The following is a 24,060-nucleotide window of genomic DNA, read 5'->3' on the forward strand; positions in this document are numbered from 1 at the left end:
GCCGTACGGATCGAAGGTCAGTCCGCGGGACGGACCTGGACGATGCCGTCCTGACGCAGGCGCGTCTCGAATGACGGCTGGCGCGCGGTGGCCGGACCGTGCACCACGGAGCCGTCGGAGATGCGGAAGACGCTGCCGTGCCACGGGCAGACCACGCACGGGTCGCCCCCGTTGACCGTGACGTGGCCCTGGTGCAGAGGGCCGGAGAGATGGGCGCAGTCGTCGGCCAGCACGCTCACCCCGTCGCCGAGGCGCAGGACGAACAGGTCGATGTAGCCCAGACGCCGCCGGACCGGCCGGCCGTTGGGCAGGTCCTTGAGCGCACAGAGATCGTGCCAGCCGAGCGGCATGAGGTGGCTGACCGGCTGGGCGTGGTTGCTTCCGGCCCCCTGCCGATAGGCGAGATGACCGCCGAGATAGCCGCCCGCGCTCGCCGCACTGAGCCCGGCGTACCCCAGAACGCGTCCGGCCCGCTCCCGCCCGGCCATCCGCAGGAGCAGCGAGCCCGTGTAGAACGTGGCGGCCGTGATGTTGGTGAGTGCGTGTACCAGGCCGACACGCTGCTGCTCCCGGTGGAGGGCCGACCAGTCCGTGAGACCGGCCGCCGCGGTGGGCAGTGCCGAGCCGAGTCCGGTGGCGATCAGCATCCGTGCGGCCCGCGGGTCCGCTCTGGAGAAGTCCAGCAAGGCGGAGGCCATCCAGCAGCCGAAGGTGACCATCGCGCCGGCCGGATGCAGGGGGTGACCGATCGGAACCCCGTGCAGGACGTCCCTTAACCTGCCGGTGCCGAGCCTCTGGCACACCGCTTTGGAGATCTTGTATATGGGCCGGTCGAGGACTGTGGTCCGTTCGAGCCCGTCGAGGAGATCCGCGGACCGGATCATCCGGGGCCGGCCCGCGCGCCGCGACCTGGTCGTCTCTTCCATCTTCAGCCCCCCTAACACCGGAGCACTTACCCCCGATAGAGGAGCCTTCACGGTTGGATCACGCGGAGAAGCCGCGGCCGACCTCCTCGACCTCACGGACCAGGTCGAAGCGCGGGTCACGGTAGAGGCGCGCACCGAAGCCGGTACGGTTGACGGTCCACTGCAGCTCTCGCGCCCATCTGTCCTGATCTGCGCATAGTGCCCGGTCTGCCAGATTCATGTGGGTCTTGATTAGTAATAGCCAGTTGCTACCGTGGGGATGCATAGGAGACTCCTTTTCGGGTGGCATCGAGGTGGAGTGCTCATGTGCTTTCTCCGGGCCGGAGGTGGCGGCCTTCGGCCCGGCCGTGGCGGTTTCCGGTGGGACTGTGTCGATTTCCCGCGGAACGTTCTCGGACCGTATCCCCGCGTCGGATCGTGCCCCCGTCGGTCGTGTCCCGTTGAGACGCGAGACACCTTCCCTGTACCGATCGTGACGCAGGACGGATATCGCTGCAATACTTGACGAAAGGAAACTTGCAAGGATCTTTTCGGCGTACGCCGTACCATGCGGTGCAAGTTGCATCAGCGGGGGAACGGGTAGCCTTCGGAGGTAGTTGCAGCGCGGCGAAGGAGGTCGGTCGGGATGCCGGGTCATGGCAGTCCCACCGTCCGCAGACGGCGGCTCGGTCAGGAACTCCGCCGGCTGAGGGAGCGCGCCGAGTTGACCGGAGACCAGGTGGCCGCCCGGCTGGGCTGGTCGGCGGCGAAGGTCAGCCGGATCGAGACGGCCAGGACCTCGCCACGCGAGAGCGACATAGAGGCGCTCCTGGTGATCTACATGGTAGATTCTGACCATCGCCGAGAGCTGCTGGCCCTGCATCGGGACGCCAACAGAAGAGGCTGGTGGGAAGAGTATCGGGACTCCCTGCCCAAGGAATACACGACTTTCCTGGGGCTGGAGGCCGAGGCCGTGATGGCACGCAACTGGGAACCCCAGGTGGTGCCGGGTCTGTTCCAGACCGAGTCGTACGTCCGGGCCATGATGGAGAGCGGACAGCGGAGCACCTTGGATCCGCCCGGTGGTCTCCGGAGCCGGATCAAGGTCCGGATGGCCCGTCAGGAAGCCGTCCTCCACGGGGAGAACCCGCCCGAGATCTCAGTCGTCCTGGAGGAGTCGGTCCTGCTGCGGCCGTTCGGCGGAGACGAGGTCATGCGGGAACAGCTCCGGCGTCTGGTCGAAGTCTCCGAACTCCCGCGCGTCGCGCTGCGGGTGCTCCCGTTGGACACGGAGCATCCGATAAACACCGGGGCGTTCTCCCACCTCAAGCTGCCGGAGTTTCACGATGTCGTGTACCTGGAGGCGCTGCTGGGCGGGCGTCTGATCGAGGACGAGGCGATCGTCTATCGCTATGAGGTCGCCTTCGACTATCTCGAGACGAAGGCTCTCGATGTAAGCGCTTCCCGGAAGCGTATAGAGAAGACCATCAGCCGCTGGTGACGAGCCCGCGGCGGGGAGAACGATATTTCATGAAATCAACTGAGCTGTCCGGCTGGCGTAAGAGCAGCCGGAGCGCGAATAACTGCGCCTGCGTCGAGGTCGCACCCCTGCCCGGCGGGCAGGTGGGGGTACGCGACAGCAAGGACCGGAGCGGCCCCGTGCTCGTTTTCACCCCGGCCGAATGGGACGCGTTCATCGGCGGCGTCAAGGACGGCGAATTCGACCTCTGACCGGACGGCGACCCCTGCCAGGGCGGCGCGGCGTCCGGGCAGGGGCGGTACGGCGTGATGCGGCGTCGCGGCCGGCCGGTGGGGCAGACCCCCGGGAGGCGCTCATCCACGACATCACCGTCAGCCGGCCAGCAGATGAGCGCGGCCGAACATGGCGGCGGCGGCACGCGCGCTCGGTGTGCCGGCGTCGAGATCGGCGCCCGCGTCGCGAAGCACGGCCACGACCTCGTCGGCGCCCTTGAACAGGGCGCCGGCGATCGGCGCCTGATCGCGCGCGTTGCGCAGGTCCGGATCGGCGCCGCGAGCGAGCAGCGCGCGTACGGTCCCCGCGTGCCCGTGGTAGGCCGCGAGCATGAGCAGGGTGTTGGCATCGGGATCAGCGGTGTCCACGGGCAGCCCATGGTCGATGAACTCCATCAGCTGCTCGGTGTCCCCGTCCCGTGCCAGGTCCATGGCGATCGCCACGACCCGCTCGACCTGCTCCGGAGCCAGTCCGCCCGGCCCACCGCCGCTCATGGGCGCCTCTCCTGATCACGCCTGGGAAATCGAGTCCGGCCCCGGCGTGGTGCGCGCACCACGCCGGGATGGTGTTCACCGGAATGAGGAGGAACCGCCGATGGCGGAGCCTCAGATCTGGCCGGCGGCCAGCGCGTCGATCGCCTTGCGCACGCCCTCGCCGTAGGCGGGGTCGGCCTGGGTGCAGTTGGCGATGTGCCGTTCGATCGTCGCCTGCGAGGCGCCGTTGATCGCCCGCGCGGTGTTCTCGAAGAGCACCTGCTGCTGCTCGGGAGACATGTTCCGGAACAGGATGCCGGGCTGCTCGTAGTAGTTGTCGTCGTCCTCGCGGTAGTTGAACCGGTCGGCGACGGCGCCGACGGCCTGGCTCGGCTCGCGGTAGGCGGGCTGCTCCTGCCAGCGGCCGTACGAGTTCGGCTCGATGCCCGGAGTGGAGCCCTGGTTGCCGTCGACGCGCATGGCGCCGTCACGGTGGAACGAGTTGACCGGGCACCTCGGCGCGTTGACCGGGATCTGGTGGTGGTTCACACCCAGGCGGTACCGCTGGGCGTCACCGTAGGAGAACAGCCGGCCCTGCAGCATCTTGTCGGGCGAGAACCCGATGCCCGGCACCACGTTGGCCGGGGAGAACGCGGCCTGCTCCACGTCGGCGAAGTAGTTGTCGGGGTTGCGGTTCAGCTCCCACTCGCCGACCTCGATCAGCGGGTAGTCCTTCTTCGACCACACCTTGGTGAGGTCGAAGGGGTGATACCGGTAGGTCTCGGCGTCGGCCTCCGGCATGATCTGGACGTAGAGCTTCCACTTCGGGAAGTCGCCCCTCTCGATCGCCTCGTAGAGGTCGCGCTGGTGCGACTCGCGGTCCTTGCCGATCAGCGCCTCGGCCTCGGCGTCGGTGAGGTTCTTGATGCCCTGCTGGGTGCGGTGGTGGAACTTCACCCAGAACCGCTCGCCCTGGGCGTTGTGGAAGCTGTAGGTGTGCGAGCCGAACCCGTGCATGTGACGGTAGGACGCGGGAATGCCGCGATCCGACATCACGATCGTGACCTGGTGCAGAGCCTCGGGCAGGTTGGTCCAGAAGTCCCAGTTGTTCTCGGCGTCACGCAGGTTGGTGCGCGGGTCGCGCTTCACCGCGTGGTTGAGGTCGGGGAACTTCAGCGGGTCGCGGAAGAAGAACACGGGGGTGTTGTTGCCGACGAGGTCCCAGTTGCCCTCTTCGGTGTAGAACTTCACCGCGAAGCCGCGGATGTCCCGCTCGGCGTCGGCCGCGCCGCGCTCGCCGGCGACGGTCGAGAAGCGGGCGAACATCTCGGTCTGCTTGCCGACCTCTGAGAAGATCTTGGCGCTGGTGTACTGGGTGATGTCGTTGGTCACCGTGAAGGTGCCGAACGCGCCCGATCCCTTCGCGTGCATCCGGCGCTCCGGAATGACCTCGCGGTCGAAATGGGCGAGCTTCTCCAGGAACCACACGTCCTGGAGAAGCATCGGGCCGCGGGGCCCGGCGGTCAGGGAGTTCTGGTTGTCGGGCACCGGCGCGCCGGCGACGGTGGTCAGCGGCTTCTGGTTGTTCGCAGGCAAGGTCGCTCCTCTTGGTGGTGTTCGGGGTGCTCGTTCATCGCGGGATGCGACGATCACGCAGGACGGGCCCGATGGATCACGTAGTGATCGCCATGTCGGTCATAGGGCCGTCCTCCGGGGCTTCTGTTGGGGTGAAGCGGATTCAACAGATGTCGAGTCGACTGGAGCGCGGCCGGTGAGCCGGCAATCGGGGCAAAAGCCCCAGTAAATGACGTCCGCTTCGTCGATCAGGTACCCGGCGTCGTACGCCGGTTCGAGGCACGGTGCGTGTCCCACCGCGCAGTCGACGTCCGTGACTCTCGCGCACTGCCGGCAGACCAGGTGGTGATGGTTGTCTCCCACCCGCGTCTCGTACCGCGTCGGGCTTCCCGCGGGCTCGATCCGGCGAAGCAGCCCGCCGCGTTGCAGCGCGTTCAGCGAGTCGTAGACGGCCTGAAGGGACACCTGTCCGACCCGTCGGCAGACGCCGCGGTGGATGGCCTCCACGTCGAGGTGGTCGCCTTCACGCACGGTCTGCAAAATCGCCAGGCGGGCGGCCGTCACCCGGAGCCCGGCCTGTCTGAGTCGGTCGGTGTCCTGCACACGTCCACGTTAGCAGCAAACCTGAACAGTTCAAGTAAAGGAAATAACCAAGTTTTCGACGCTCGGAACGTCGGTGTGAGCAGGTCGTGACCCGGAGCTGGCATGCTCGGGTGCCGTGAGACGTGAGCCCCTTGCCGTGACCCTCCTCGCCCTCCTCCTCCCCACAGCCTGCACCGCTGCGGAAGGGGAGCCCACGCCCACGCCGGTGGAGCAGCGGGCGACCAGTGCCGCACCGTCTCCCAAGCCGCGGCCCCGGCCGTACACGATCTCCTTCGCGGGGGACGTGCACTTCGAGGGCATCCTGCGCGCCCGGCTCGACCGCGATCCGCGAACGGCTCTCGGACCCATCGCCGCGGTCCTGCGCAAGTCGGATCTCACGGCGCTCAACCTCGAGACGGCCATCACCACCGGAGGCAGGCCCGCCCCGGGCAAGCAGTACACGTTCCGGGCGCCGGCCTCGGCGTTCACCGCGTTGAAGGCGGCCGGGGTCGACGTCGTGACCATGGCCAACAACCACGGCATGGACTACATGGAGAGCGGCCTGGCCGACACACTCACCGCGATCAAGAAGTCCAGGTTCCCGGTGATCGGCATCGGCAAGAACGACACCGAGGCCTTCCGCCCGTTCCGGGCGACGGTGAAGGGCAACCGCGTGTCGATCATCGGCGCCACCCAGGTGCTCGACACCGAGTTCATCCAGTCCTGGACGGCGGGGCCGGACAAGGCGGGCCTGGCCTCGGCGAAGGACGAGCCGCGTCTCATCCGTGCGGTACGGCAGGCGCGCAAGAACTCCGACACGGTCATCGTCTTCCTGCACTGGGGGGCCGAACTGGTCAAGTGCCCCACCCCCGTGCAGCGCGGCCTGGCCGACAAGCTCATCAAGGCGGGCGCCGACGTGATCGTGGGCAGCCACGCGCACATCCTGCTCGGCGGCGGATATTCCGGCCGGGCCTATGTCCAGTACGGCCTGGGCAACTTCGTCTTCTACAACTGGGGGCCGGAGACCGGTGCGACCGGCGTGCTGACCCTGCGGATCAATGGCAGAAAGGTGCTCGGCGACCAGTGGACGCCGGCCCGCATCGACGGAGGCGTCCCGATCCCCCTGAGCGGCGACGCCAAACGGCAGGCGCTCGCCAACTACCGGGCGCTGCGGGGCTGCACCGGATTGTCGGCAACGCAATCGGTGGCAAATCCGGCGGCTGACGGCTAAGCACTGACCGAGGCGGCGGGAAAAGGGCAAGATGGATGAGTGTCCAGCCAGCCTGTCGGGGAAAGTCAGCGGTCGGTGGATCCTCTGCGCCGCAGGCCCTCCCAGCGCCGGAGCGCGCGGAGGGTGGAGCGGATGCTCGACGCGTGCGCGGAGCTGCTCGACGAAGTCGGTTACGAGGCCCTGTCCACCACCCGGGTCGCCGAGCGGGCCGGTGTCGCCGTCGGCTCGGTCTACCAGTTCTTTCCTGACAAGCGGGCACTCAACGACGCCGTGACGAGGCGGAACGTCGAGGTGTTCGTGGCCAGGGTGGGCCGCCGCTTCATCAGCGAGGACTACGCCGGATGGTGGGACGCGGTGGACGCGATCATCGACGAGTACGTCGACATGCACCGGAACGTCCCCGGTTTTCGCTCGCTCCACTTCGGCGATGTCTTCGATCTCAACCTCCTCGACTCGGTGGCCGACAACAACACCGTGATCGCCGGACGCCTCCGGGCGCTGCTGCTCGCCGAGCTCGGGCTCGTGGACAGTGAGGACCTGGATCGTGCCATTCTCGTCGCCGTCGAGGCCGGCGACGCCGTACTGAAGCTCGCCTTCCGGCACGACCCGGACGGCGCGCCCGAGATCGTCGCGGAGGCGAAGCAGTTGGTACGGGGTTACCTCTCCCGGCAGTTGCTGTCTGAGGAGGCGCCGAATCCGAGCTGAGTGAGGTACGCCCCGGCGACCGGGCAGCCGGGTCCGCCGCGTAGACGGGACGTCGCCCGCTGCGGTGCGGGCCGCGCCACGAGGCTGGGACCGACGAGCGAGGTCCATCTGCTCGGCGCCTCGACGGGCCGCTGTTCGTACGCCGCGTCCTGCCAGGGCCTGCTGTCCGTTCGCGGGGGCGTCGGGACCTGCATGCCGTTCTCTTCCTGACGACGGCCGGCGGACGGGCCGTTGCGGCACTCGGCCGCCGCAGGCTCCACGGTCAGCTCCATCATGCGCAACTGGGCCCTGAGCCGGGAGAGCTCCTCGTGCGCCCGGTCGAGGGCCTGAAACTGGGCCGTCACGTAACCGGCCATGCCGGGGAGCACGGCGGACAGCACCGCCGCTGAAGCGAGGGTCAGGATCACTCGCTTGGACATCGCATATCGCTCCTCGACGGGTTCGTACGGTGGGACAGGCGTGGGCAATATGCCCGGTTAGCTGCGAAGGAACACGATGCGCTGTCGAACGTGTACCAACCGTTGCTTCGTAAATGCCTGCCGTTGTCCTGCGAAGGCGGATTCGCCTGGGTAGCCTCGGCTGTGTGGCCCACGTGACGCGGGAGCAGCTGGACCGTCTGCTCGATCAAGCCCTGCTCCTCGATGACCATGACGCCCTGGCCTGCCGGCTCGACGCCCTGGCCCGGGGATACGAGTCCGGAGAGATGTCGAGGGCGGCGATCCTCGTGCTCGCGGCCGAGGAGTGGCGCCAGGCGGGCAGGCCGGCGACCGCCCTCGACCGGTTCCGCGACGCGCTCGAAGACGGCGGCGAGGTTTCGGTCGATCCTCGGGCCGGCATCGCGGACACCCTGTTCGAGCTGGGCCGCGCCGACGAGGCCCGGCAGGTGATAGCCGAGGTCAGGGCCCGTGGCTGGAATCCGGCCACCGCGCTCACCGTCGCCGAGACGCTCGCGGCCTACGGCGATCTGGACGGCGCCCTGGAGTGGGCGACCGAGGGCGTGCTGGCCTGCCCGGCCGGGATCACGATCAGGGATGCCCTGCTGCGCACCCGTTACCGCATCCGGATAGATCTGGGCCTGCCCGAGGACGACCTCGACGCCCTGCTCTGCTGACCGCCTCCCCCTTCCCTCGCCCTCCCCCCACCACCCACCCCCACCCCCACCCCGGGCGTGATCTTGCAATTGCTCGCGGAGACCACCGCTCACCTGCGCCGACGATGTTCGTGATCTTGCAGAAACTCGGCTGTCGCCGCTCCCACCAGGCGCTTCACGCTCGGTGATCTTGCAGTCGGGGATCGCGGCGCCGTACTCCCTGATCTCGCCGCTTGCGAGGGCCTCCGAGGGTCACCGTCGGCCGGTTTCGGATGGGAATGAGTCTGCGCGCTTCGAGGTTGAGTCCAGTAGGCTCAAGTCGTTTGACAAAGGCTCGTCGGCGACAGAAAATTGAGCCTGACCGACTCAACTTTGATTACAAGGACGTACTCATGGCACGTGCGGTAGGTATCGACCTGGGGACGACCAACTCCGTCGTCTCGATCCTCGAGGGTGGCGAGCCCACGGTCATCGCGAACGCCCAGGGCTCGCGGACCACGCCGTCCGTGGTCGCCTTCGCGAAGAACGGAGAGGTCCTGGTCGGCGAGGTCGCCAAGCGGCAGGCGGTGACCAACGTGGATCGGACGATCCGCTCGGTCAAGCGCGAGATGGGCACCAACTGGTCCGTCGAGATCGACGGCAAGAAGTTCACGCCCCAGCAGATCAGCGCGTTCGTCCTGCAGAAGCTCAAGCAGGACGCGGAGGCCTACCTTGGCGAGAAGATCACCGACGCGGTGATCACCGTTCCGGCGTACTTCAACGACGCCCAGCGTCAGGCGACCAAGGAGGCCGGTCAGATCGCGGGCCTGAACGTGCTCCGCATCATCAACGAGCCCACCTCCGCCGCTCTGGCGTACGGCCTCGACAAGGAGAAGGACCAGACGATCCTCGTCTTCGACCTCGGCGGCGGCACCTTCGACGTGTCCCTGCTCGACGTCGGCCAGGAGGACGGCCACGGCTTCGTCGAGGTGAAGGCCACCAGCGGCGACAACCACCTGGGCGGTGACGACTGGGACCAGCGCGTCGTCGACGAGCTGGTGACCCGTTTCAAGAACGCGCACGGGGTGGACCTGTCGAAGGACAAGATGGCCCTCCAGCGCCTGCGTGAGGCGGCGGAGAAGGCCAAGATCGAGCTGTCCGCCCAGACCGAGACGACGATCAACCTGCCCTACATCACCGCCTCCTCCGAGGGCCCGCTGCACCTTGAGGAGAAGCTGACCCGGGCCGAGTTCCAGCGGATCACCGCAGACCTGATCGAGCGCTGCAAGGGCCCGTTCCACCAGGTGATCAAGGACGCCGGGGTCAAGATCTCCGACATCGCCCACGTGGTGCTCGTCGGCGGCTCGACCCGCATGCCGGCCGTGACCGATCTGGTCAAGGAGCTGACCGGCGGCAAGGAGCCCAACAAGGGCGTCAACCCGGACGAGGTCGTGGCCATCGGTGCCGCGCTCCAGGCCGGTGTGCTCAAGGGCGAGGTCAAGGACGTCCTGCTGCTGGACGTCACCCCGCTCAGCCTCGGCATCGAGACCAAGGGCGGCATCTTCACCAAGATCATCGAGCGCAACACCACGATCCCGACCAAGCGGTCGGAGGTGTTCACCACGGCGGAGGACAACCAGCCGTCGGTGCAGATCCAGGTGTTCCAGGGTGAGCGTGAGATCGCCGCGTACAACAAGAAGCTGGCCACGTTCGAACTGACCGGCATCGCGCCGGCGCCCCGCGGCATCCCGCAGATCGAGGTCACCTTCGACATCGACGCGAACGGCATCGTGAACGTCTCCGCGAAGGACCTCGGTACGGGCAAGGAGCAGTCGATGACGATCACCGGCGGCTCGGCGCTGCCGAAGGACGACATCGACCGGATGATGCGCGAGGCGGAGTCGTACGCCGAGGAGGACAAGAAGCGCCGTGAGGAGGCCGAGGTCCGCAACAACGCGGACGCGCTGGCCTACCAGACAGAGAAGTTCCTCCGGGAGAACGAAGACAAGATCCCGGCCGACGTCAAGACCGAGGTCAACGACTCGCTCGCCGAGCTCAAGAAGGCGCTGGAGGGCACCGACACGGCCGCCATCCGCACCGCTGCCGAGACGCTCGCGACCGTCAGCCAGAAGATGGGCTCGGCCATCTACGCCCAGTCCCAGGGCGCGAGCGGAGGGGACGGCGCGTCGGCCTCCGATGCCCAGCAGGGCAAGGCCGATGAGGACGTGGTCGAGGCGGAGATCGTTGATGACGAGCCTAAGCAGGAGGGCGGCAGCAAGTGACCCCGCGTGAGAACGGTTCCGAGGAGGGGCCGGTGATCCGCGACAATCGCAAGATCGACCCGGAGACGGGCAAGGTCCGCGAGTCCGTCGACAGGCCCGAGCAGAACACGCCGACCGTGGACACGTCGGCCGCGGAGCGGCCCGGTGTGGAGGAGCAGGCAGCGGCCCAGACCGACACGCAGGTGTCGGGTCTCCTCGCCGAGCGGACGGCCGATCTGCAGCGCCTGCAGGCGGAGTACAGCAACTACCGCAAGCGTGTCGAGCGGGATCGGGTCGTGGTCAGGGAGCAGGCCGCCGCGAACGTGCTCGCCGAGCTCCTGCCCGTGCTCGACGACATCGGCCGGGCTCGTGACCACGGCGAGCTCACCGGAGGCTTCGCCAAGGTGAGCGAGTCGCTGGAGGCGACACTCGGCAAGCTGGGCCTCAGCCCGTACGGCGCGAAGGGCGACCCGTTCGACCCGGAGGTGCACGAGGCGCTGATGCACAGCTACTCGCCGGAGGTGACGGAGCCGACATGCGTCGAGGTCTTCCAACTCGGATATCGGATCGGTGACCGCATCCTGCGCCCGGCCCGCGTGGCCGTCGCCGAACCTCCGGAGGGCGAAACCCCGGTCGGCGCTGCGGAGGCGGCCGAGCCTGCCGGATCAGCGGAAACCGGCGTGTCCGGTGACCCGGACGACAACTGAATTCGAGGACGTCTCCCCCGGTCAGCGATGATCGGGGGAGACAGTCGAGAACCTTGCGAAGGAAGCGATAGATGAGCACCAAGGACTATTTGGAGAAGGACTACTACGCCGTCCTTGGTGTGCCCAAGAACGCGACATCCGAGGACATCAAGAAGGCCTATCGGAAGCTCGCCAGGCAGTACCATCCCGACGCCAACCCGGGGAACAAGAAGGCCGAGGACAGGTTCAAGGGGGTCTCCGAGGCCTACGATGTGCTCTCCGACGTCAAGCGCCGCAAGGAGTACGACGAGGCCCGCACGCTGTTCGGTTCCGGCGCCGGCGGCTTCGCCGGAGCGGGAGGCCACCGAGGGGGAGGCTTCAACTTCGACCTCGGGGACCTGTTCTCCGGCGGGACGGGGGGCACCGGGGACCGGATAGGCGACCTGTTCGGCGGTCTCTTCAACCGGGGTGGCGGTGCCCGTACGACCACAGCGGGCAGGCCCCGGCGGGGCCAGGACATCGAGTCGGAGGTCACGCTCGGGTTCGGCGAGGCGGTCGACGGAACGACGGTGTCCCTCCGGTTGACCAGTTCGGCGGCATGCGGTGCGTGCTCCGGCACGGGGGCCAAGGCCGGCACCACGCCAAGGGTCTGCCCGACGTGTGAGGGCACCGGGGCGGCCAGCCGGAACCTCGGCAACTTCGCGTTCTCCGAGCCGTGCCGCGACTGCCGCGGCCGGGGTCTCCTGGTCGACGACCCCTGCCCCGTGTGCGACGGCAGCGGCCGGGGCAAGAGCACCCGGACCATCCAGGCCCGGATTCCGGCGGGCGTGGGCGACGGCCAGCGCATCCGGATCAAGGGCAAGGGCGCTCCGGGGGAGAACGGCGGCCCTGCCGGCGACCTTTACGTGCTGGTCCACGTGAAACCGCATTCGGTGTTCGGCCGCAGCGGGGAGAACCTGACGGTGACCGTCCCGGTGACCTTCCCGGAGGCCGCGCTCGGCGCCGAGATCAAGGTGCCGACGCTCAAGGGCATGCCGGTCACCCTGCGCATCCCCGAGGGCACCCCCAACGGGCGCACCTTCCGGGTGCGCGGCAGAGGCGCCGCACGCAAGGACGGGACCAAGGGCGACCTGCTGGTCACCGTCCAGGTCACGGTGCCGCAGAACCTCGACGACAAGGCCCGCGCGGCGTTGGAGGAGTTCCGCGACGCGACCGAGGGCCCCGACCTCCGCGAAGAGCTGATCAAGCAGGCCAGAAGCGAGTGAGCCGATGGATGCGAACTATTTCGACCTGTCCGACGACACACCCGTCTATGTCATCTCGGTAGCCGCGCAGCTTTCCGGTCTGCACCCGCAGACCCTCCGCCAGTACGACCGGCTCGGCCTCGTCAGCCCCGGCCGTACGGCGGGTCGCGGACGGCTGTACTCGACCCGGGACATCCTGCTGCTCCGCGAGGTCCAGCGGCTGTCCCAGGAACACGGCATCAATCTCGCCGGCATCAAGCGCATCCTCGAACTGGAAACCGAGAACGTCCGCCTGCGTGAGGAGGTCACCCGTCTCAGAGGCGAGGTCACCATGATGCGCGCGCTTGTGCGCTACGAGCTACCACCCGCCTGACGTTCGCGAATCGAGGGGATCGCAACATGGATTACAAGCTCACGCAGAAGAGCCAGGAGGCCCTGTCGGGGGCCGTCCGGCGCGCGGCGGCGGAGGGCAACCCCGAGGTGGCGCCGGCCCATCTGCTCGCGACCCTGCTGACCCAGAACGGCGGCGTCGCCGTACCGCTGCTGGACGCGGTCGGAGCCGACTCCAAGCGGCTGCGGACCCGGACCGAGGAGCTGCTCGACAGGCTGCCCAAGGCACAGGGTGCGACGGTGAGCGCCCCGTCGAGCTCGCGCCAGCTCCTGACGGCGCTCAACACCGCCGCTCAGCGCGCCAAGCAGATCGAGGACGAGTACGTCTCGACCGAGCACCTGCTGGTCGGGCTGGCGACGGACGGCGGGCAGGTGGCCGAGCTGCTCAGGGCCGAGGGCGCCGGCCCGGACGCGCTGCTCGAGGCCTTCGAGAAGGTTCGCGGGCACGCGAGGGTGACCAGTGAGACCCCCGAGGACACCTACCAGGCGCTGGAGAAGTACGGGGTCGATCTCACAGAACGGGCGAGATCCGGCAAGCTGGACCCGGTGATCGGCCGGGACGGCGAGATCCGCCGGGTCGTCCAGGTGCTGTCCCGCCGTACCAAGAACAACCCGGTGCTGATCGGCGAGCCGGGTGTCGGCAAGACCGCCGTGGTCGAGGGCCTGGCCCAGCGGATCGTGGCCGGTGACGTGCCGGAGAGCCTGCGGAACAAGCGGCTGGTCGCGCTCGACCTCGGCGCGATGGTCGCCGGCGCGAAGTACCGCGGTGAGTTCGAGGAGCGCCTCAAGGCGGTGCTCAACGAGATCAAGAAGAGCGACGGCCAGATCGTCACGTTCATCGACGAGCTGCACACGGTGGTGGGCGCCGGCGCGGCCGAGGGGGCGATGGACGCGGGCAACATGCTCAAGCCCATGCTGGCGCGCGGCGAACTGCGGATGATCGGCGCGACCACGCTCGACGAGTATCGCGAGCGCATCGAGAAGGACCCCGCGCTGGAACGGCGGTTCCAGCAGGTCTATGTCGGCGAGCCGACCGTCGAGGACACGATCGCGATCCTGCGCGGCCTCAAGGGACGCTACGAGGCGCACCACCAGGTGCAGATCTCCGACAGCGCGCTGGTCGCGGCGGCCACGCTGTCGGACCGCTACATCACCGCGCGGTTCCTCCCGGACAAGGCGATCGACCTGATCGATGAGTCGATGTCGCGGCTGCGCATGGAGATCGACTCGCGTCCCGTGGAGATCGACCAGCTCCAGCGCAGCGTCGACCGCCTCAAGATGGAGGAGCTCGCGCTCGCCAAGGAGACCGACGAGGCGAGCCGTCAGCGGCTGGAGAAGCTCCGCGAGGAGCTGGCCAACCAGCAGGAGGAGCTGAACGGCCTGATCGGCCGCTGGGAGCGGGAGAAGGCCGGGCTCAACAAGGTCGGCGAGTTGAAGAAGCAGCTCGACGAGGCGCGCGGCGCGGCCGAGCGGGCTCAGCGCGACGGTGACTTCGAGGCCGCTTCCCGCCTGATGTACGGCGAGGTGCCCCGGCTGGAGAAGGAGCTCGCCGAGGCCACAGAACTCGCGGAGAGCAGGGGCGGCGAGGAGGCCGAGGAGGAGCCGATGGTCAAGGAGGAGGTCGGCCCCGACGACATCGCCGAGGTGATCTCGTCGTGGACCGGCATCCCGGCCGGGCGGCTGCTTGAGGGGGAGACCGCCAAGCTGCTCAGGATGGAAGACGAGCTCGGCAGGCGTCTGATCGGCCAGCAGCAGGCCGTACAGGTCGTCTCCGACGCGGTGCGGCGGGCTCGGGCGGGGATCGCCGACCCCGACCGCCCGACCGGCTCGTTCCTCTTCCTCGGGCCGACCGGTGTCGGCAAGACGGAGCTGGCCAAGGCGCTGGCGGAGTTCCTGTTCGACGACGAGCGGGCGATGACCCGGATCGACATGAGCGAGTACGGCGAGAAGCACAGCGTCGCGCGGCTGGTCGGGGCCCCACCCGGATATGTCGGATATGAGGAGGGCGGCCAGCTCACCGAGTCCGTCCGCCGCAGGCCGTACACGGTGGTGCTCCTCGACGAGATCGAGAAGGCGCATCCGGAGGTCTTCGACATTCTCCTGCAGGTGCTCGACGACGGTCGGCTCACCGACGGCCAGGGCCGTACGGTCGACTTCCGCAACACGATCCTGATCCTCACCTCCAACATCGGTTCGCAGTTCCTCGTCGATCCGAATCTGGAGGCCGGCGCCAAGCGCGAGACCGTGATGGCCGCGGTGCGGGGGGCGTTCAAGCCGGAGTTCCTCAACCGGCTCGACGACGTCATCCTGTTCGACGCGCTCGGCACCGAGGAGTTGGCCCAGATCGTGGACCTGCAGGTCTCGCGGCTCGCCGCACGGCTGTCCGACCGGCGGCTGAGGCTGACCGTCACGCCGGCCGCCCGCGAATGGCTGGCGCTGACCGGCTACGACCCGCTGTACGGCGCCCGCCCGCTGCGGCGGCTGATCCAGTCGGCGATCGGCGACAAGCTCGCCAAGGAGCTGCTGTCGGGGGCGATCCGCGACGGCGACGAGGTAATCGTCGACTCAGATCCGGCCGGTGACACGCTGAACATCCGCGCCGTTAGGTAAGGTCTTCGCCACCATTCAGGCAAGCCGACACCGTGGGACCCCACCGCTGGCTACGTTCGGCGTTCGTCGGACTACCGCAAGCAATCAGGGGGACGTGGATGTCCAGGACAACGCGAAGTAGACGAGGGCGGTGTGTCGCGCTGGCGGCGGTGACCGCGGGGGTGAGCTGGTTCACGACCGGCCCGGCGATGGCCGGATCGGCCGTGACGGGCGACGGCGTGGCCGCGACCCTCGTCTGCGAGCCGACGGCGGGGGGCGCCCAGACGGGGGCCATTCCCAGCAGCCTCGCCCGGACCGGGCGCACCACTCTCGCGCCGGCCACGGGGGTGCTCAGCGTCGCCGATGCCGCGGGAGCGGCAGCGGGCCGGGGCATGCCCTCGCTCCCCGGCCGCTCGGTCAGGGCGCTTCCGGCCGGCGGCGCGCCGGCGATTCCGGCCCTCCCGGGTCTGTCTTCCACCGGCGGCAACGCCGCTCTCCCGGCGACGAAGTCGCCGCTCATGTCGGTCCTCTCCGTCGCGCCGGCCCGTCCGAGCGTGCCCGACGCGGTCTGCCTGCCCTCCGCCCCGATGTCCGCGGTCCGGCATCATCCGCGCCCGCAGGACCGGGTGCACCCCATCACGAACCCGCAGCCGGGGCAGCCGCAGGTGCGAGGGGAGTCGGGGGCCCGGGCCGGTGCGAACGCCGCCGGCGCAGCGGACGCGACCGGTGTCCCCGCGGGGGCCGCGAACCGGCCGCACCGGCGCGGGGAGGGCCGGCACAGGGCGGACGCGGGTGCGGCGGGAGCGCTGCCGGGGCAGGCGCAGGACCGTCCGCACCGCGGGAACCGTGGTGCGCACGCGCGGCCGGAGGCGACGCAGCCGCACCAGCAGGCGAACCAGGCGCAGCCCGCCGCCGGGCAGCGGAACGCCGCCCGGCCGGCACCGCGGCACGCGCGCCCCACCCAATCGAACACGGCCCAATCGAACACGGCCCAGTCCAACGCCGCCCGGTCCAACGCGGCCCAGCCCGGCACGACCCGATCGAGTACGGCTCAGACGGGCGCGGCACAGACGGCCACGACTCGGGACAAGCGGCAGCGCCGCCAGCGGCCCGCCAAGCAGACCGGACTGGCGGGACAAGCGGGACAGAAGGGGCAGGCGACTGCCGCCTCCACCACCTCCGAATCGGCGGCCTCCCCACGCCGCGCCAAGCGTGAGGGCCGGGTGTACCCGAAGGCGCCGACCGAGCAACTGGAGGTCGCCACGCCGAGCGCCGGCGACATCACCGCCCCCGCCCTGGCCCGGGCCGCAGCGACAGGCCCATTGGCCGATTTCGCCGCGGCGACGGGCCGGCGGCTTCTCCCCTGACCAGCGATCCCTGCGGAATGAAGGGGGCCGTTCACGCGGCCCCCTTTCGCATGCCCGCACCAGAAGACGCCTTCCGTGCGCACCGCCTGAAGACGCCTTCCGTGCGCACCGCCTGAAGACGCCTTCCGTGCGCACCGCCGGAGGCCGCCCTTCGTGCGCACTGCCGGGAGTCGCCTTCCGTGCGCACCGCCGAAAGATGCCTGTCACGCGCAAGACGTCTTTCGTGCGCACCACGGGAAGACCCGGGGTGGTCAGTTCCTCCGGGCCTTCTTGGCCTTCGGCTCGGCGCCGTCGACGAGCTTCCGCTTGCCGAGCGGTGTGCGCAGCTTCACGGTGGTGGACTTCTTGATGGCGATCGCGGCGCACATCGTGTTCTCGGCGGCCGGATCCGCGCCCTCGTAGACCGTGACGACCACCTTCTTGGCCGTCTCCTTCGCCTTGACACGGTCGAGCACCGTGCATGGGGCGGCGCCCGACCACCAGGTGATCCGCAGATGCTTGCCGTGGGCGACGGGCTTGGCGCTGATCCACCGCACCTTGTGCGTGCCGAGTGTGCGCCCGTGCGGTTTCGCCGGGACGGTTTCCGCGGGGGACGAGGGGCCCACGGCGGGGGCGACCGGCCTGGGTGGGGACAGGGGGGAGAGGTGTCTCGCCGCGCCCTGCGCCCCGGGCGCGGCCGTGACGGTGACGACCGTGGTGACGATCGCCGCGATAGCCACACCGGCGACCGTGGTGGTGATGCCGTGGATGGTAGGCATGCCTCTTGGTACGGACCCGGCGGCGTCCCGGTTCAACATGATCGGCGGTCCGTACGGGCCTGCCGACCGACGACCGGAGCGTACTCACCTGGCGCCGTCGACCACCTGTCTGCCGTCGAGCGGCGAGCGCAGCTCCACCCTGGTCGTCTTCTGGATCGCGATCTCGATGCAGACCGCGTCGGGTGAGCGCCGGTCCCGCCCCTCGTAGAGCGTGACGATCACCTTGTCCGTCCGCTCGTCGACCTCGACCCGGTCGAGCACGTTGCAGGGCTCGACACCCGACCACCAGACCAGGTCCAGCGATCGCCCGCCTTCCGCGGGGGTGGCGCTGCTCCACTGCACCTTGCGGGGGTCGAGCGTGTCCCCGACGGGCACGGCCGGAGACGGCCCGGCCTGGGTTTCGACCGGCCGGTCGGGCCCGTCCGGCGAAGCGGAGGCGGAGGTGGACGGGGTCTGTCCGCAGGCCGCCGCCATGAACAGGAGTGTCACCAGCCAGAGCGTTCGCATACCTGTGCAACGGATACGGCGCCCCGCGGGTTCAGGCGCCCGTTGACGCGTGTACGGCACACCCTCTAAATTCAACGCATGATGAATTTGTCCGGGCCCGCCGTAGCCGTACGAGATCTGCGGGTCCGCAGGGGTGGGGCCGAAGTGCTGCACGGCCTCACGTTCACCGTGCCGAGAGGCCAGGTCACCGGCCTGCTCGGCCCGAGCGGATGCGGCAAGACGACGCTGATGCGCGCGATCGTCGGGGTGCAGGTCGTCGCCGGGGGAGAGGTGACCGTACTCGGCGAGGCGGCAGGAAGCGCCGGACTGCGCCGCAGCATCGGCTACTCGACGCAGAGCCCCGCCATCTATCGCGACCTCACGGTCAGGGAGAACCTCCGCTACTTCGCGGCCGTTCTCGGCGCACCCAGGGAGGACGTCGAGCGTGTGCTGGCGGAGGTCGGGCTCGCCGACGCCGGTCACCAACTCGGCGGCACGCTCTCCGGCGGCCAGCTCGGCCGGGCCGGTCTCGCCGTCGCGCTGCTGGGCAGTCCCGAGCTGCTGATCCTCGACGAGCCGACCGTCGGGCTCGACCCCGTGCTGCGTCAGGAGCTGTGGGCGCTCTTCCACCGCCTCGCCGAGGGCGGGGTGACGCTCCTGGTCTCCAGCCATGTCATGGACGAGGCGGCGCGCTGTCAGCGGCTCATCGTGCTGCGTCAGGGGGAGATCCTCGCCGACGGCACGCCGGACGGCCTGCGTGAGCGGACCAGGACGGCGGATCTGGAGGAGGCGTTCCTGCGCCTGATCGAGGAGAGGACGGCCGCGGCGTGAATCCGGGGATAACGATCGCCACGGCCCGGCGGATCATGAACCAGCTGCGGCACGACCACCGCACGGTCGCGCTGATGGTCTTGGTGCCGACGCTGGTGATGATCCTGCTCTACTACGTCATCGGCGACGAGCGGTCCTTCGCCCACTGGACGCCGATCCTGCTGTGCGTCTTTCCCTTCCTGACGATGTTCCTCGTCACCTCGATCGCCACGCTGCGCGAGCGCTCGTCGGGCACGCTGGAGCGGCTGATGGCGATGCCGCTGGGGAAGCTCGATCTCCTCCTCGGGTACGGCGTCGCGTTCAGCCTGCTGGCCTGCGTCCAGGTGGCGCTGGCCCTCGTGGTCTCGCTCACGTGGCTGGGCTACGATCCGGCGGGGAAGGTGTGGCCGCTGGTGCTCGTGGCGCTGCTCAACGCCGTGCTCGGCACCGCACTTGGGCTGCTGTGCAGCGCGTTCGCCCGCACCGAGTTCCAGGCCGTGCAGTTCATGCCGGTGGTGATGCTCCCCCAGGCGTTCCTCGGTGGGATCCTGGTGCCGCGAGATCAGATGGCCACCGTGCTGCAATGGTTGTCCGACGTGCTGCCGATGTCGTACGCGATCGACGCGATGCGGAGCGCGGCGGCCGGCGCCGAGCTGAACGGGGAGTTCTGGCGCGACGTGCTCATCGTCGCTGGGTCCGCCCTCCTGGCCCTCGTCCTCGGGGCCGCCACGCTGCCTCGCCGGACCCGATGAACCGGTCCCCGGCCCGTGACGCGGCGGGCCGGGGACTCCCGGTGGTTCCGGCGGGTTGCCGTCAGCGCTCGCCGGGCACCCAGTCGTCGCTCGGCTGCGGCGCCGCCGACTTGAACGTCGCGGACACGGACGGCGGCACCGGGTCGGGGAACGGCGCGCAGCGCACGTCCGGGCCGGGCCGGTCGGCGGGCAGCGTGCCGTCGGTCAGGTACGCCTTCCAGATGTCGTCGACGCACGCGTCGCCGCGGCCGGTCAGACCGTGGTTGCCGCCGCCGTCCATGACCACCAGACGTGAGGCCGGGAACAGCCGGTGCATCTCGACGCCGCCCTGATAGGGCGTGGCCGCGTCCTTGGTGTCCTGGAAGAACAGCGCGCTCCGGATCCGCCGGCCGTCGATGCGCTGCTGGTGCCTCGCCCGGACCGGCCAGTACGCGCACTGGGCGTTGAACCAGGCGTTGCCCCAGCTCAGGAAGGGCGCCGTACGGTAGGAGCGCCACCAGTCGATGTGCCAGGCGGCCCAGGGGCGCGGCCAGCGCGCGTCGGTGCACTCGACGGCGGAGTAGACCGCCAGCGTGTTGTCGTCACCGCTGCTGTCGCCGTAGACGCCGAACGCGCTCACCAGCGGGCCGGCGTCGCCGGCCGTGACGTACCGCGACAGCGCGTCGGCCAGGCGCGGCCAGCGGGTCTTGAGATAGCCGCCCGCGAGGAACGTGTCGTCGAGCTCGTCCGGCCCGACCCTGTCCTCGGCGGGGGTCGCCTTCAGCTTGGCGCGGGCCGTGTAGTACGCCTTCTCCACGTCGGCGGCGGTGGTGCCGAGGTGGTAGGTGGAGTCGTACTTCGCGATCCAGGCGAAGAAGTCATCGGCCCTGGCCTCGAAGGCCTGGTTCTGGTCGAGGTTGTGGCCGTACCAGACCCGCTGGGGGTCGACGATGCTGTCCAGGACCAGGCGGCGCACCCTGTCCGGGAACAGCGTCGCGTAGGTCGCGCCGAGATAGGTGCCGTAGGAGTAGCCGACGTAGCTGATCTGCCGCCGGCCGAGCGCCTTGCGGATCAGGTCCATGTCTTCGGCCGCGTCGACCGTGGTCATGTGCTCGAGCAGCGCGCCGTACTTCTCGCCGCACGCCGTCGCGTAGCCGCGCGCCCGCCTGGCCCAGGCGAGCTCCTCGGTCAGATCGGCCGGCACGTAGTCGGGCCGCACCGGATCGGAGTAGTGCGGGTCGCAGCTGAGCGAGGGCTCGCTGGCGCCGACGCCGCGCGGGTCGAAGCCGATCAGGTCGTACCGCGCGGCGAGCTCGTCGCCGAGCCGGGCTCCCATGACGGACGGGTAGGCCAGGCCGCTCCCGCCGGGTCCGCCCGGGTTGAACAGCAGCGCGCCCTGGTAGTGGGCCGTGTCCGTGGCCTTCTTGCGGGAAACCGCGATCTTGATTTTCTGGCCCTTCGGCCGGCGGTGGTCCATCGGGACCTCGACCATCGCACACTCGATGCCCGCCGGGAGGTCCTCGCACTGGGCCCACCGGGGAGCCGGTGGGGTGTACTCGGAGGCCCGGCGGGCATCGGCGGTCGCGGATCCCCCGACCAGTGCTCCGCTCAGACCCAGGCCGGCCGCGGCCAGCGCGATGAGGATCTTTTTCACCTGGTTACCCCTCCGGCGTCGGCGGCTCCTCCGCTGGAACCGGCTTATGACGCCATCGAGCGATCATCCTGACAACGGGAGTGAGAATCGGCCGCGACATGCGGTTGATTGCGCAATCGCAATGCGAGTACGGCCGCTCTGTCATGCGGGCGGTAAGCTCGACGCGCTCGGCAAGCCGCGAGGAAGATCCCTGTAGTGAGGTAAAGGCATGATCGCGATTCTCGGGACCGGCAAGATGGGAGAGGCACTGCTCTCGGGGCTGCTGCGCGCCGGGTTCGGGCCCGGGCAGATCATCGCGACGGCACGGCGGCCGGACCGGGCCGACGCGCTGCGCGAGCGGTACGGCGTGGTCGTGGCGGGCAACGCCGAGGCCGCCAAGAGCGCCGAGACGCTGATCCTGGCGGTCAAACCGCAGGACATGGCGGCACTGCTGGCCGAGATCGCGTCCTTCGTGCCGGCCGACCGGCTGGTGATCTCCGTGGCCGCCGGCATCACGACCCAGTTCGTCGAGTCCCGCCTGGGGGTACAGGTCCCGGTCGTACGGGTCATGTCCAACACCCCGGTCCTGGTCGACGAGGCCATGAGCGTCATCTCGGCCGGGACGTACGCGGAAGAGGAGCACCTGGCGCGGACCGAGGCGCTGCTCAGCCCGGTGGGCAAGGTGCTGCGCATCCCCGAATCGCAGCAGGACGCGGCGACCGCGCTGTCCGGCAGCGGCCCGGCGTACTTCTTCTACCTGGTCGAGGCCATGGTCGACGCCGGAATCCTGCTGGGCATGCCCAGGGCCGCCGCGCTGGACATGGTCACCCAGTCGATCGTCGGCGCGGCGATCATGCTGCGCGACTCGGGCCAGCACCCGGTGATCCTGCGGGAGGCCGTGACCTCGCCCGGCGGCACCACGATCTCGGCCATAGCCGAGCTCGAACGGCATCGGGTGCGTGCGGCGTTCCTGGACGCCATCGAGGCCGCCCGCGACCGCAGCCGCCGGCTCGCCTCAGGCTGATCCGTCCCTCACCGGTACACAAGGCCTGACAGGCGCCACGCGAGCTCCCGGCGCAGGACCGGGCTCGCCGCCCGCAGCGCCAGGTTACGGAGTGGGCGAATGCCCTTCCGTACGGTCGCCAGCCGGGTGAGCCGGTCGGCCAGAGAGACGACCTTCACCGCCGCGGGGCGGCGAGACTTCTCGTACGAGTCCAGCGCGGTCTCGTCCCCGTCCAGAGCGGCCGCCAGCGCCCCGCCGAGCGCTACGGCGTCCAGGATGCCGGTGTTCATGCCCTGACCGCCGGCGGGACTGTGGACGTGCGCCGCGTCTCCCGCGAGCAGCACCCGCCCCATGCGGTACGTGTCGGCGACGCGGTGGTGCACCCGAAACCTCGACCCCCACAGGACCTCACGCACGGCTGGTCCGCCCCTTGACGGTCCTCGTGAGTCCAGCAGGGCCTGGACGAAGGCGATGTCCGGCTCCGCCGGGGCCTCGTCCAGTGCGGCGACGATCCGGAAGATCCCGTCCGGCAGCGGCGCCACCACCATGGTCCCCTCCGGTGCGAAGTACAGCCGCACCTCGTCGGCCGGCATGCCGTCGCTGAGCCGTACGTCGGTCAGGCTGAACGACTCGGCGTGCTGTCCACCGTCGAAGTCGATGCCCACCTGCCCGCGGACAGTGCTGTGCATGCCGTCCGCGCCGACGAGGTACTTCGCGCTGATCTCGCTCCCGTCATCGAACATCGCGGTCACACCGTCGCCGTCCTGGTCGAGTTTCACCAGCGTGCTGGGCCTGGCGACGTGGCCTCCCAGCTCGACGAGGCGCCGCAGGAGTTCCCGCTCGGTAGCCGCCTGGGAGATCATCAACGAGTACGGGTACGGCGTCGGCAGGGTGTCGAACCGTACCGAGACGAGGATCCCGTTCCGATCCCTGATCGTGAACCGTGGAGCGTGCAGTCCCTGGGCGACCAGCCGCTCGGAGACGCCGAGGGGTTCCAGGACCTCCAGCGTGCGGGCGTGGACGACGGCCGCTCTCGATGTGTTGGCTCCTTCGGCCTGGTCGTCCGCGACGATGACATCGAGGCCGCGGCCGGCCAGGGAGATGGCGGTCGTGAGACCGGTGGGACCCGCGCCGACGACCAGCACATCCGTTGTGGCGGGAAGCATCGGTACCTCCTCCGTTCAGTCAACGCTTGTTGGCATCATCACTATGCGACCGTCGGCCGATTAAGTCAACGCTTGTTGGCCTACAATTGTCGATATGAGGAGATCATCGGAGGAGACCAAAGCGAAGATCCTGGCCGTGGCCCGGGAAAGGTTCGCGGCCGACGGATATGAGCGGACCACGATCCGGGCCGTCGCCACGGATGCGGGCATCGATCCCGCCATGGTCATGCGCTACTTCGGTTCCAAGGACAGGCTGTTTGCCGTCGCCGCCGAATTCGATCTCCGTATGCCCGACCTGGGGAATGTCCCCGCGGACCGGCTCGGCGCCGTGCTGACGGCACACTTCCTCGACCTCTGGGAGGGTAACGAGGCGTTGATGATCCTGCTGCGTACCGGGGTGACCAACGAGGTCGCGGCCGAGCGCATGCGCGATATCTTCGCGACCCAGCTCGGCCCGATCGTCATGTCGGTCAGCCGCACCCCGGAAGACGCCTTCCTGCGGGCAGGACTCGCCGCCGGCCAGATCCTCGGCCTGGCCCTGTGCCGCTACATCCTGCGTCTGCCTCCAGTCGTGGCGATGTCACGCGAGGAGATCATCGCGTGGGTCGCCCCGACGCTCCAGCGTTATCTGACCGCCTGAAGA

General features: G+C 69.3%; 25 protein-coding genes. 15 read left to right on the forward strand and 10 right to left on the reverse strand.

Going from position 1 to position 24,060, the window contains the following annotated elements:
- Nucleotides 1-17: 17 nt before the first annotated feature.
- Both ACQP1K_RS02500 and ACQP1K_RS02505 read right to left on the reverse strand, forming a co-directional pair.
- Nucleotides 18-926: a Rieske 2Fe-2S domain-containing protein gene (locus ACQP1K_RS02500; RefSeq protein ID WP_433499248.1), complete on the reverse strand. Its 909-nt coding sequence runs from the start codon at nt 924-926 to the stop codon at nt 18-20.
- A 58-nt stretch (nt 927-984) separates the two neighbouring features.
- Nucleotides 985-1,146 (reverse strand): hypothetical protein, encoded by a 162-nt coding sequence (locus tag ACQP1K_RS02505; protein WP_433499249.1) that lies wholly within the window; start codon nt 1,144-1,146, stop codon nt 985-987.
- Between the two features lie 405 nt (nt 1,147-1,551).
- Here ACQP1K_RS02505 and ACQP1K_RS02510 point away from each other — a divergent pair, with 405 nt between their 5' ends.
- Nucleotides 1,552-2,406: a helix-turn-helix domain-containing protein gene (locus ACQP1K_RS02510; RefSeq protein WP_433499250.1), complete on the forward strand. Its 855-nt coding sequence runs from the start codon at nt 1,552-1,554 to the stop codon at nt 2,404-2,406.
- A gap of 29 nt (nt 2,407-2,435) precedes the next feature.
- Complete coding sequence (locus ACQP1K_RS02515; protein WP_433499251.1) at nt 2,436-2,636, forward strand: DUF397 domain-containing protein; 201 nt, start codon at nt 2,436-2,438, stop codon at nt 2,634-2,636.
- Between the two features lie 120 nt (nt 2,637-2,756).
- Here ACQP1K_RS02515 and ACQP1K_RS02520 read toward each other — a convergent pair whose 3' ends face one another.
- The 3 genes from ACQP1K_RS02520 to ACQP1K_RS02530 all read right to left on the reverse strand — a co-directional run bounded on the left by ACQP1K_RS02520 (nt 2,757) and on the right by ACQP1K_RS02530 (nt 5,309).
- The gene (locus tag ACQP1K_RS02520; RefSeq protein WP_433499252.1) at nt 2,757-3,152 is read right to left on the reverse strand and encodes an ankyrin repeat domain-containing protein; all 396 of its coding nucleotides are present in this window, start codon (nt 3,150-3,152) and stop codon (nt 2,757-2,759) included.
- A 111-nt stretch (nt 3,153-3,263) separates the two neighbouring features.
- Complete coding sequence (locus ACQP1K_RS02525) at nt 3,264-4,727, reverse strand: catalase (RefSeq protein ID WP_433499253.1); 1,464 nt, start codon at nt 4,725-4,727, stop codon at nt 3,264-3,266.
- Nucleotides 4,728-4,826: 99 nt separating this feature from the next.
- A complete protein-coding gene (locus ACQP1K_RS02530) occupies nt 4,827-5,309 on the reverse strand; it encodes a Fur family transcriptional regulator (RefSeq protein WP_433499254.1) in 483 nt (160 codons plus the stop codon).
- Nucleotides 5,310-5,424: 115 nt separating this feature from the next.
- Between ACQP1K_RS02530 and ACQP1K_RS02535 the strand changes: the two genes are divergently transcribed.
- Together ACQP1K_RS02535 and ACQP1K_RS02540 are read left to right on the forward strand one after the other, a co-directional pair.
- Nucleotides 5,425-6,519 (forward strand): CapA family protein, encoded by a 1,095-nt coding sequence (locus ACQP1K_RS02535; RefSeq protein ID WP_433499255.1) that lies wholly within the window; start codon nt 5,425-5,427, stop codon nt 6,517-6,519.
- Nucleotides 6,520-6,651: 132 nt separating this feature from the next.
- Nucleotides 6,652-7,224, forward strand: a complete 573-nt coding sequence (locus tag ACQP1K_RS02540) for a TetR/AcrR family transcriptional regulator (protein WP_433499256.1) — start codon at nt 6,652-6,654, stop codon at nt 7,222-7,224.
- On the opposite strand, the gene ACQP1K_RS02545 is transcribed toward ACQP1K_RS02540, so the two are convergent.
- The gene (locus ACQP1K_RS02545; protein WP_433499257.1) at nt 7,176-7,643 is read right to left on the reverse strand and encodes a hypothetical protein; all 468 of its coding nucleotides are present in this window, start codon (nt 7,641-7,643) and stop codon (nt 7,176-7,178) included. The two genes, ACQP1K_RS02540 and ACQP1K_RS02545, sit on opposite strands and share 49 nt — an antisense overlap.
- A gap of 164 nt (nt 7,644-7,807) precedes the next feature.
- Between ACQP1K_RS02545 and ACQP1K_RS02550 the strand changes: the two genes are divergently transcribed.
- The 7 genes from ACQP1K_RS02550 (at nt 7,808) to ACQP1K_RS02580 (ending at nt 16,830) form a co-directional block, all read left to right on the forward strand.
- Nucleotides 7,808-8,335 (forward strand): tetratricopeptide repeat protein, encoded by a 528-nt coding sequence (locus ACQP1K_RS02550; protein WP_433499258.1) that lies wholly within the window; start codon nt 7,808-7,810, stop codon nt 8,333-8,335.
- A gap of 371 nt (nt 8,336-8,706) precedes the next feature.
- Complete coding sequence (gene dnaK / locus ACQP1K_RS02555) at nt 8,707-10,575, forward strand: molecular chaperone DnaK (RefSeq protein WP_433499259.1); 1,869 nt, start codon at nt 8,707-8,709, stop codon at nt 10,573-10,575.
- Nucleotides 10,572-11,261, forward strand: coding sequence for a nucleotide exchange factor GrpE (grpE, locus tag ACQP1K_RS02560; RefSeq protein ID WP_433499260.1), 690 nt, complete (start codon nt 10,572-10,574; stop codon nt 11,259-11,261). Before dnaK ends, grpE begins: the two co-directional genes overlap by 4 nt.
- A 71-nt stretch (nt 11,262-11,332) precedes the next feature.
- A complete protein-coding gene (gene dnaJ / locus ACQP1K_RS02565) occupies nt 11,333-12,505 on the forward strand; it encodes a molecular chaperone DnaJ (RefSeq protein ID WP_433499261.1) in 1,173 nt (390 codons plus the stop codon).
- Between the two features lie 4 nt (nt 12,506-12,509).
- Nucleotides 12,510-12,857, forward strand: a complete 348-nt coding sequence (locus ACQP1K_RS02570; RefSeq protein WP_433499262.1) for a heat shock protein transcriptional repressor HspR — start codon at nt 12,510-12,512, stop codon at nt 12,855-12,857.
- A 26-nt stretch (nt 12,858-12,883) separates the two neighbouring features.
- On the forward strand, nt 12,884-15,484 hold the full coding sequence (gene clpB, locus ACQP1K_RS02575) for an ATP-dependent chaperone ClpB (protein WP_433499263.1): 2,601 nt from the start codon (nt 12,884-12,886) through the stop codon (nt 15,482-15,484).
- Nucleotides 15,485-15,645: 161 nt separating this feature from the next.
- Entirely contained in the window at nt 15,646-16,830 is a 1,185-nt protein-coding gene (locus ACQP1K_RS02580) for a hypothetical protein (RefSeq protein WP_433499264.1), read from the forward strand.
- A 251-nt stretch (nt 16,831-17,081) separates the two neighbouring features.
- On the opposite strand, the gene ACQP1K_RS02585 is transcribed toward ACQP1K_RS02580, so the two are convergent.
- A complete protein-coding gene (locus ACQP1K_RS02585) occupies nt 17,082-17,588 on the reverse strand; it encodes a hypothetical protein (RefSeq protein ID WP_433499265.1) in 507 nt (168 codons plus the stop codon).
- 84 nt (nt 17,589-17,672) lie between these two features.
- Nucleotides 17,673-18,077: a hypothetical protein gene (locus ACQP1K_RS02590; RefSeq protein WP_433499266.1), complete on the reverse strand. Its 405-nt coding sequence runs from the start codon at nt 18,075-18,077 to the stop codon at nt 17,673-17,675.
- Nucleotides 18,078-18,173: 96 nt separating this feature from the next.
- Here ACQP1K_RS02590 and ACQP1K_RS02595 point away from each other — a divergent pair, with 96 nt between their 5' ends.
- Both ACQP1K_RS02595 and ACQP1K_RS02600 read left to right on the forward strand, forming a co-directional pair.
- Nucleotides 18,174-18,905: an ABC transporter ATP-binding protein gene (locus ACQP1K_RS02595; protein WP_433499267.1), complete on the forward strand. Its 732-nt coding sequence runs from the start codon at nt 18,174-18,176 to the stop codon at nt 18,903-18,905.
- Entirely contained in the window at nt 18,902-19,636 is a 735-nt protein-coding gene (locus tag ACQP1K_RS02600; protein WP_433499268.1) for an ABC transporter permease, read from the forward strand. Before ACQP1K_RS02595 ends, ACQP1K_RS02600 begins: the two co-directional genes overlap by 4 nt.
- A gap of 61 nt (nt 19,637-19,697) precedes the next feature.
- Here ACQP1K_RS02600 and ACQP1K_RS02605 read toward each other — a convergent pair whose 3' ends face one another.
- Nucleotides 19,698-21,269: an alpha/beta hydrolase gene (locus ACQP1K_RS02605; RefSeq protein WP_433499269.1), complete on the reverse strand. Its 1,572-nt coding sequence runs from the start codon at nt 21,267-21,269 to the stop codon at nt 19,698-19,700.
- A 208-nt stretch (nt 21,270-21,477) separates the two neighbouring features.
- Between ACQP1K_RS02605 and proC the strand changes: the two genes are divergently transcribed.
- Complete coding sequence (proC, locus tag ACQP1K_RS02610) at nt 21,478-22,272, forward strand: pyrroline-5-carboxylate reductase (protein WP_433499270.1); 795 nt, start codon at nt 21,478-21,480, stop codon at nt 22,270-22,272.
- A gap of 8 nt (nt 22,273-22,280) precedes the next feature.
- Here proC and ACQP1K_RS02615 read toward each other — a convergent pair whose 3' ends face one another.
- Nucleotides 22,281-23,417: an FAD-dependent oxidoreductase gene (locus ACQP1K_RS02615; RefSeq protein ID WP_433499271.1), complete on the reverse strand. Its 1,137-nt coding sequence runs from the start codon at nt 23,415-23,417 to the stop codon at nt 22,281-22,283.
- Nucleotides 23,418-23,511: 94 nt separating this feature from the next.
- On the opposite strand from ACQP1K_RS02615, the gene ACQP1K_RS02620 reads away from it, so the two are divergent.
- Nucleotides 23,512-24,057: a TetR family transcriptional regulator gene (locus tag ACQP1K_RS02620; RefSeq protein WP_433499272.1), complete on the forward strand. Its 546-nt coding sequence runs from the start codon at nt 23,512-23,514 to the stop codon at nt 24,055-24,057.
- The last annotated feature ends 3 nt before the right edge of the window (nt 24,058-24,060 follow it).

The organism is Sphaerimonospora sp. CA-214678, from assembly GCF_050942215.1.
Taxonomy (GTDB): domain Bacteria; phylum Actinomycetota; class Actinomycetes; order Streptosporangiales; family Streptosporangiaceae; genus Sphaerimonospora.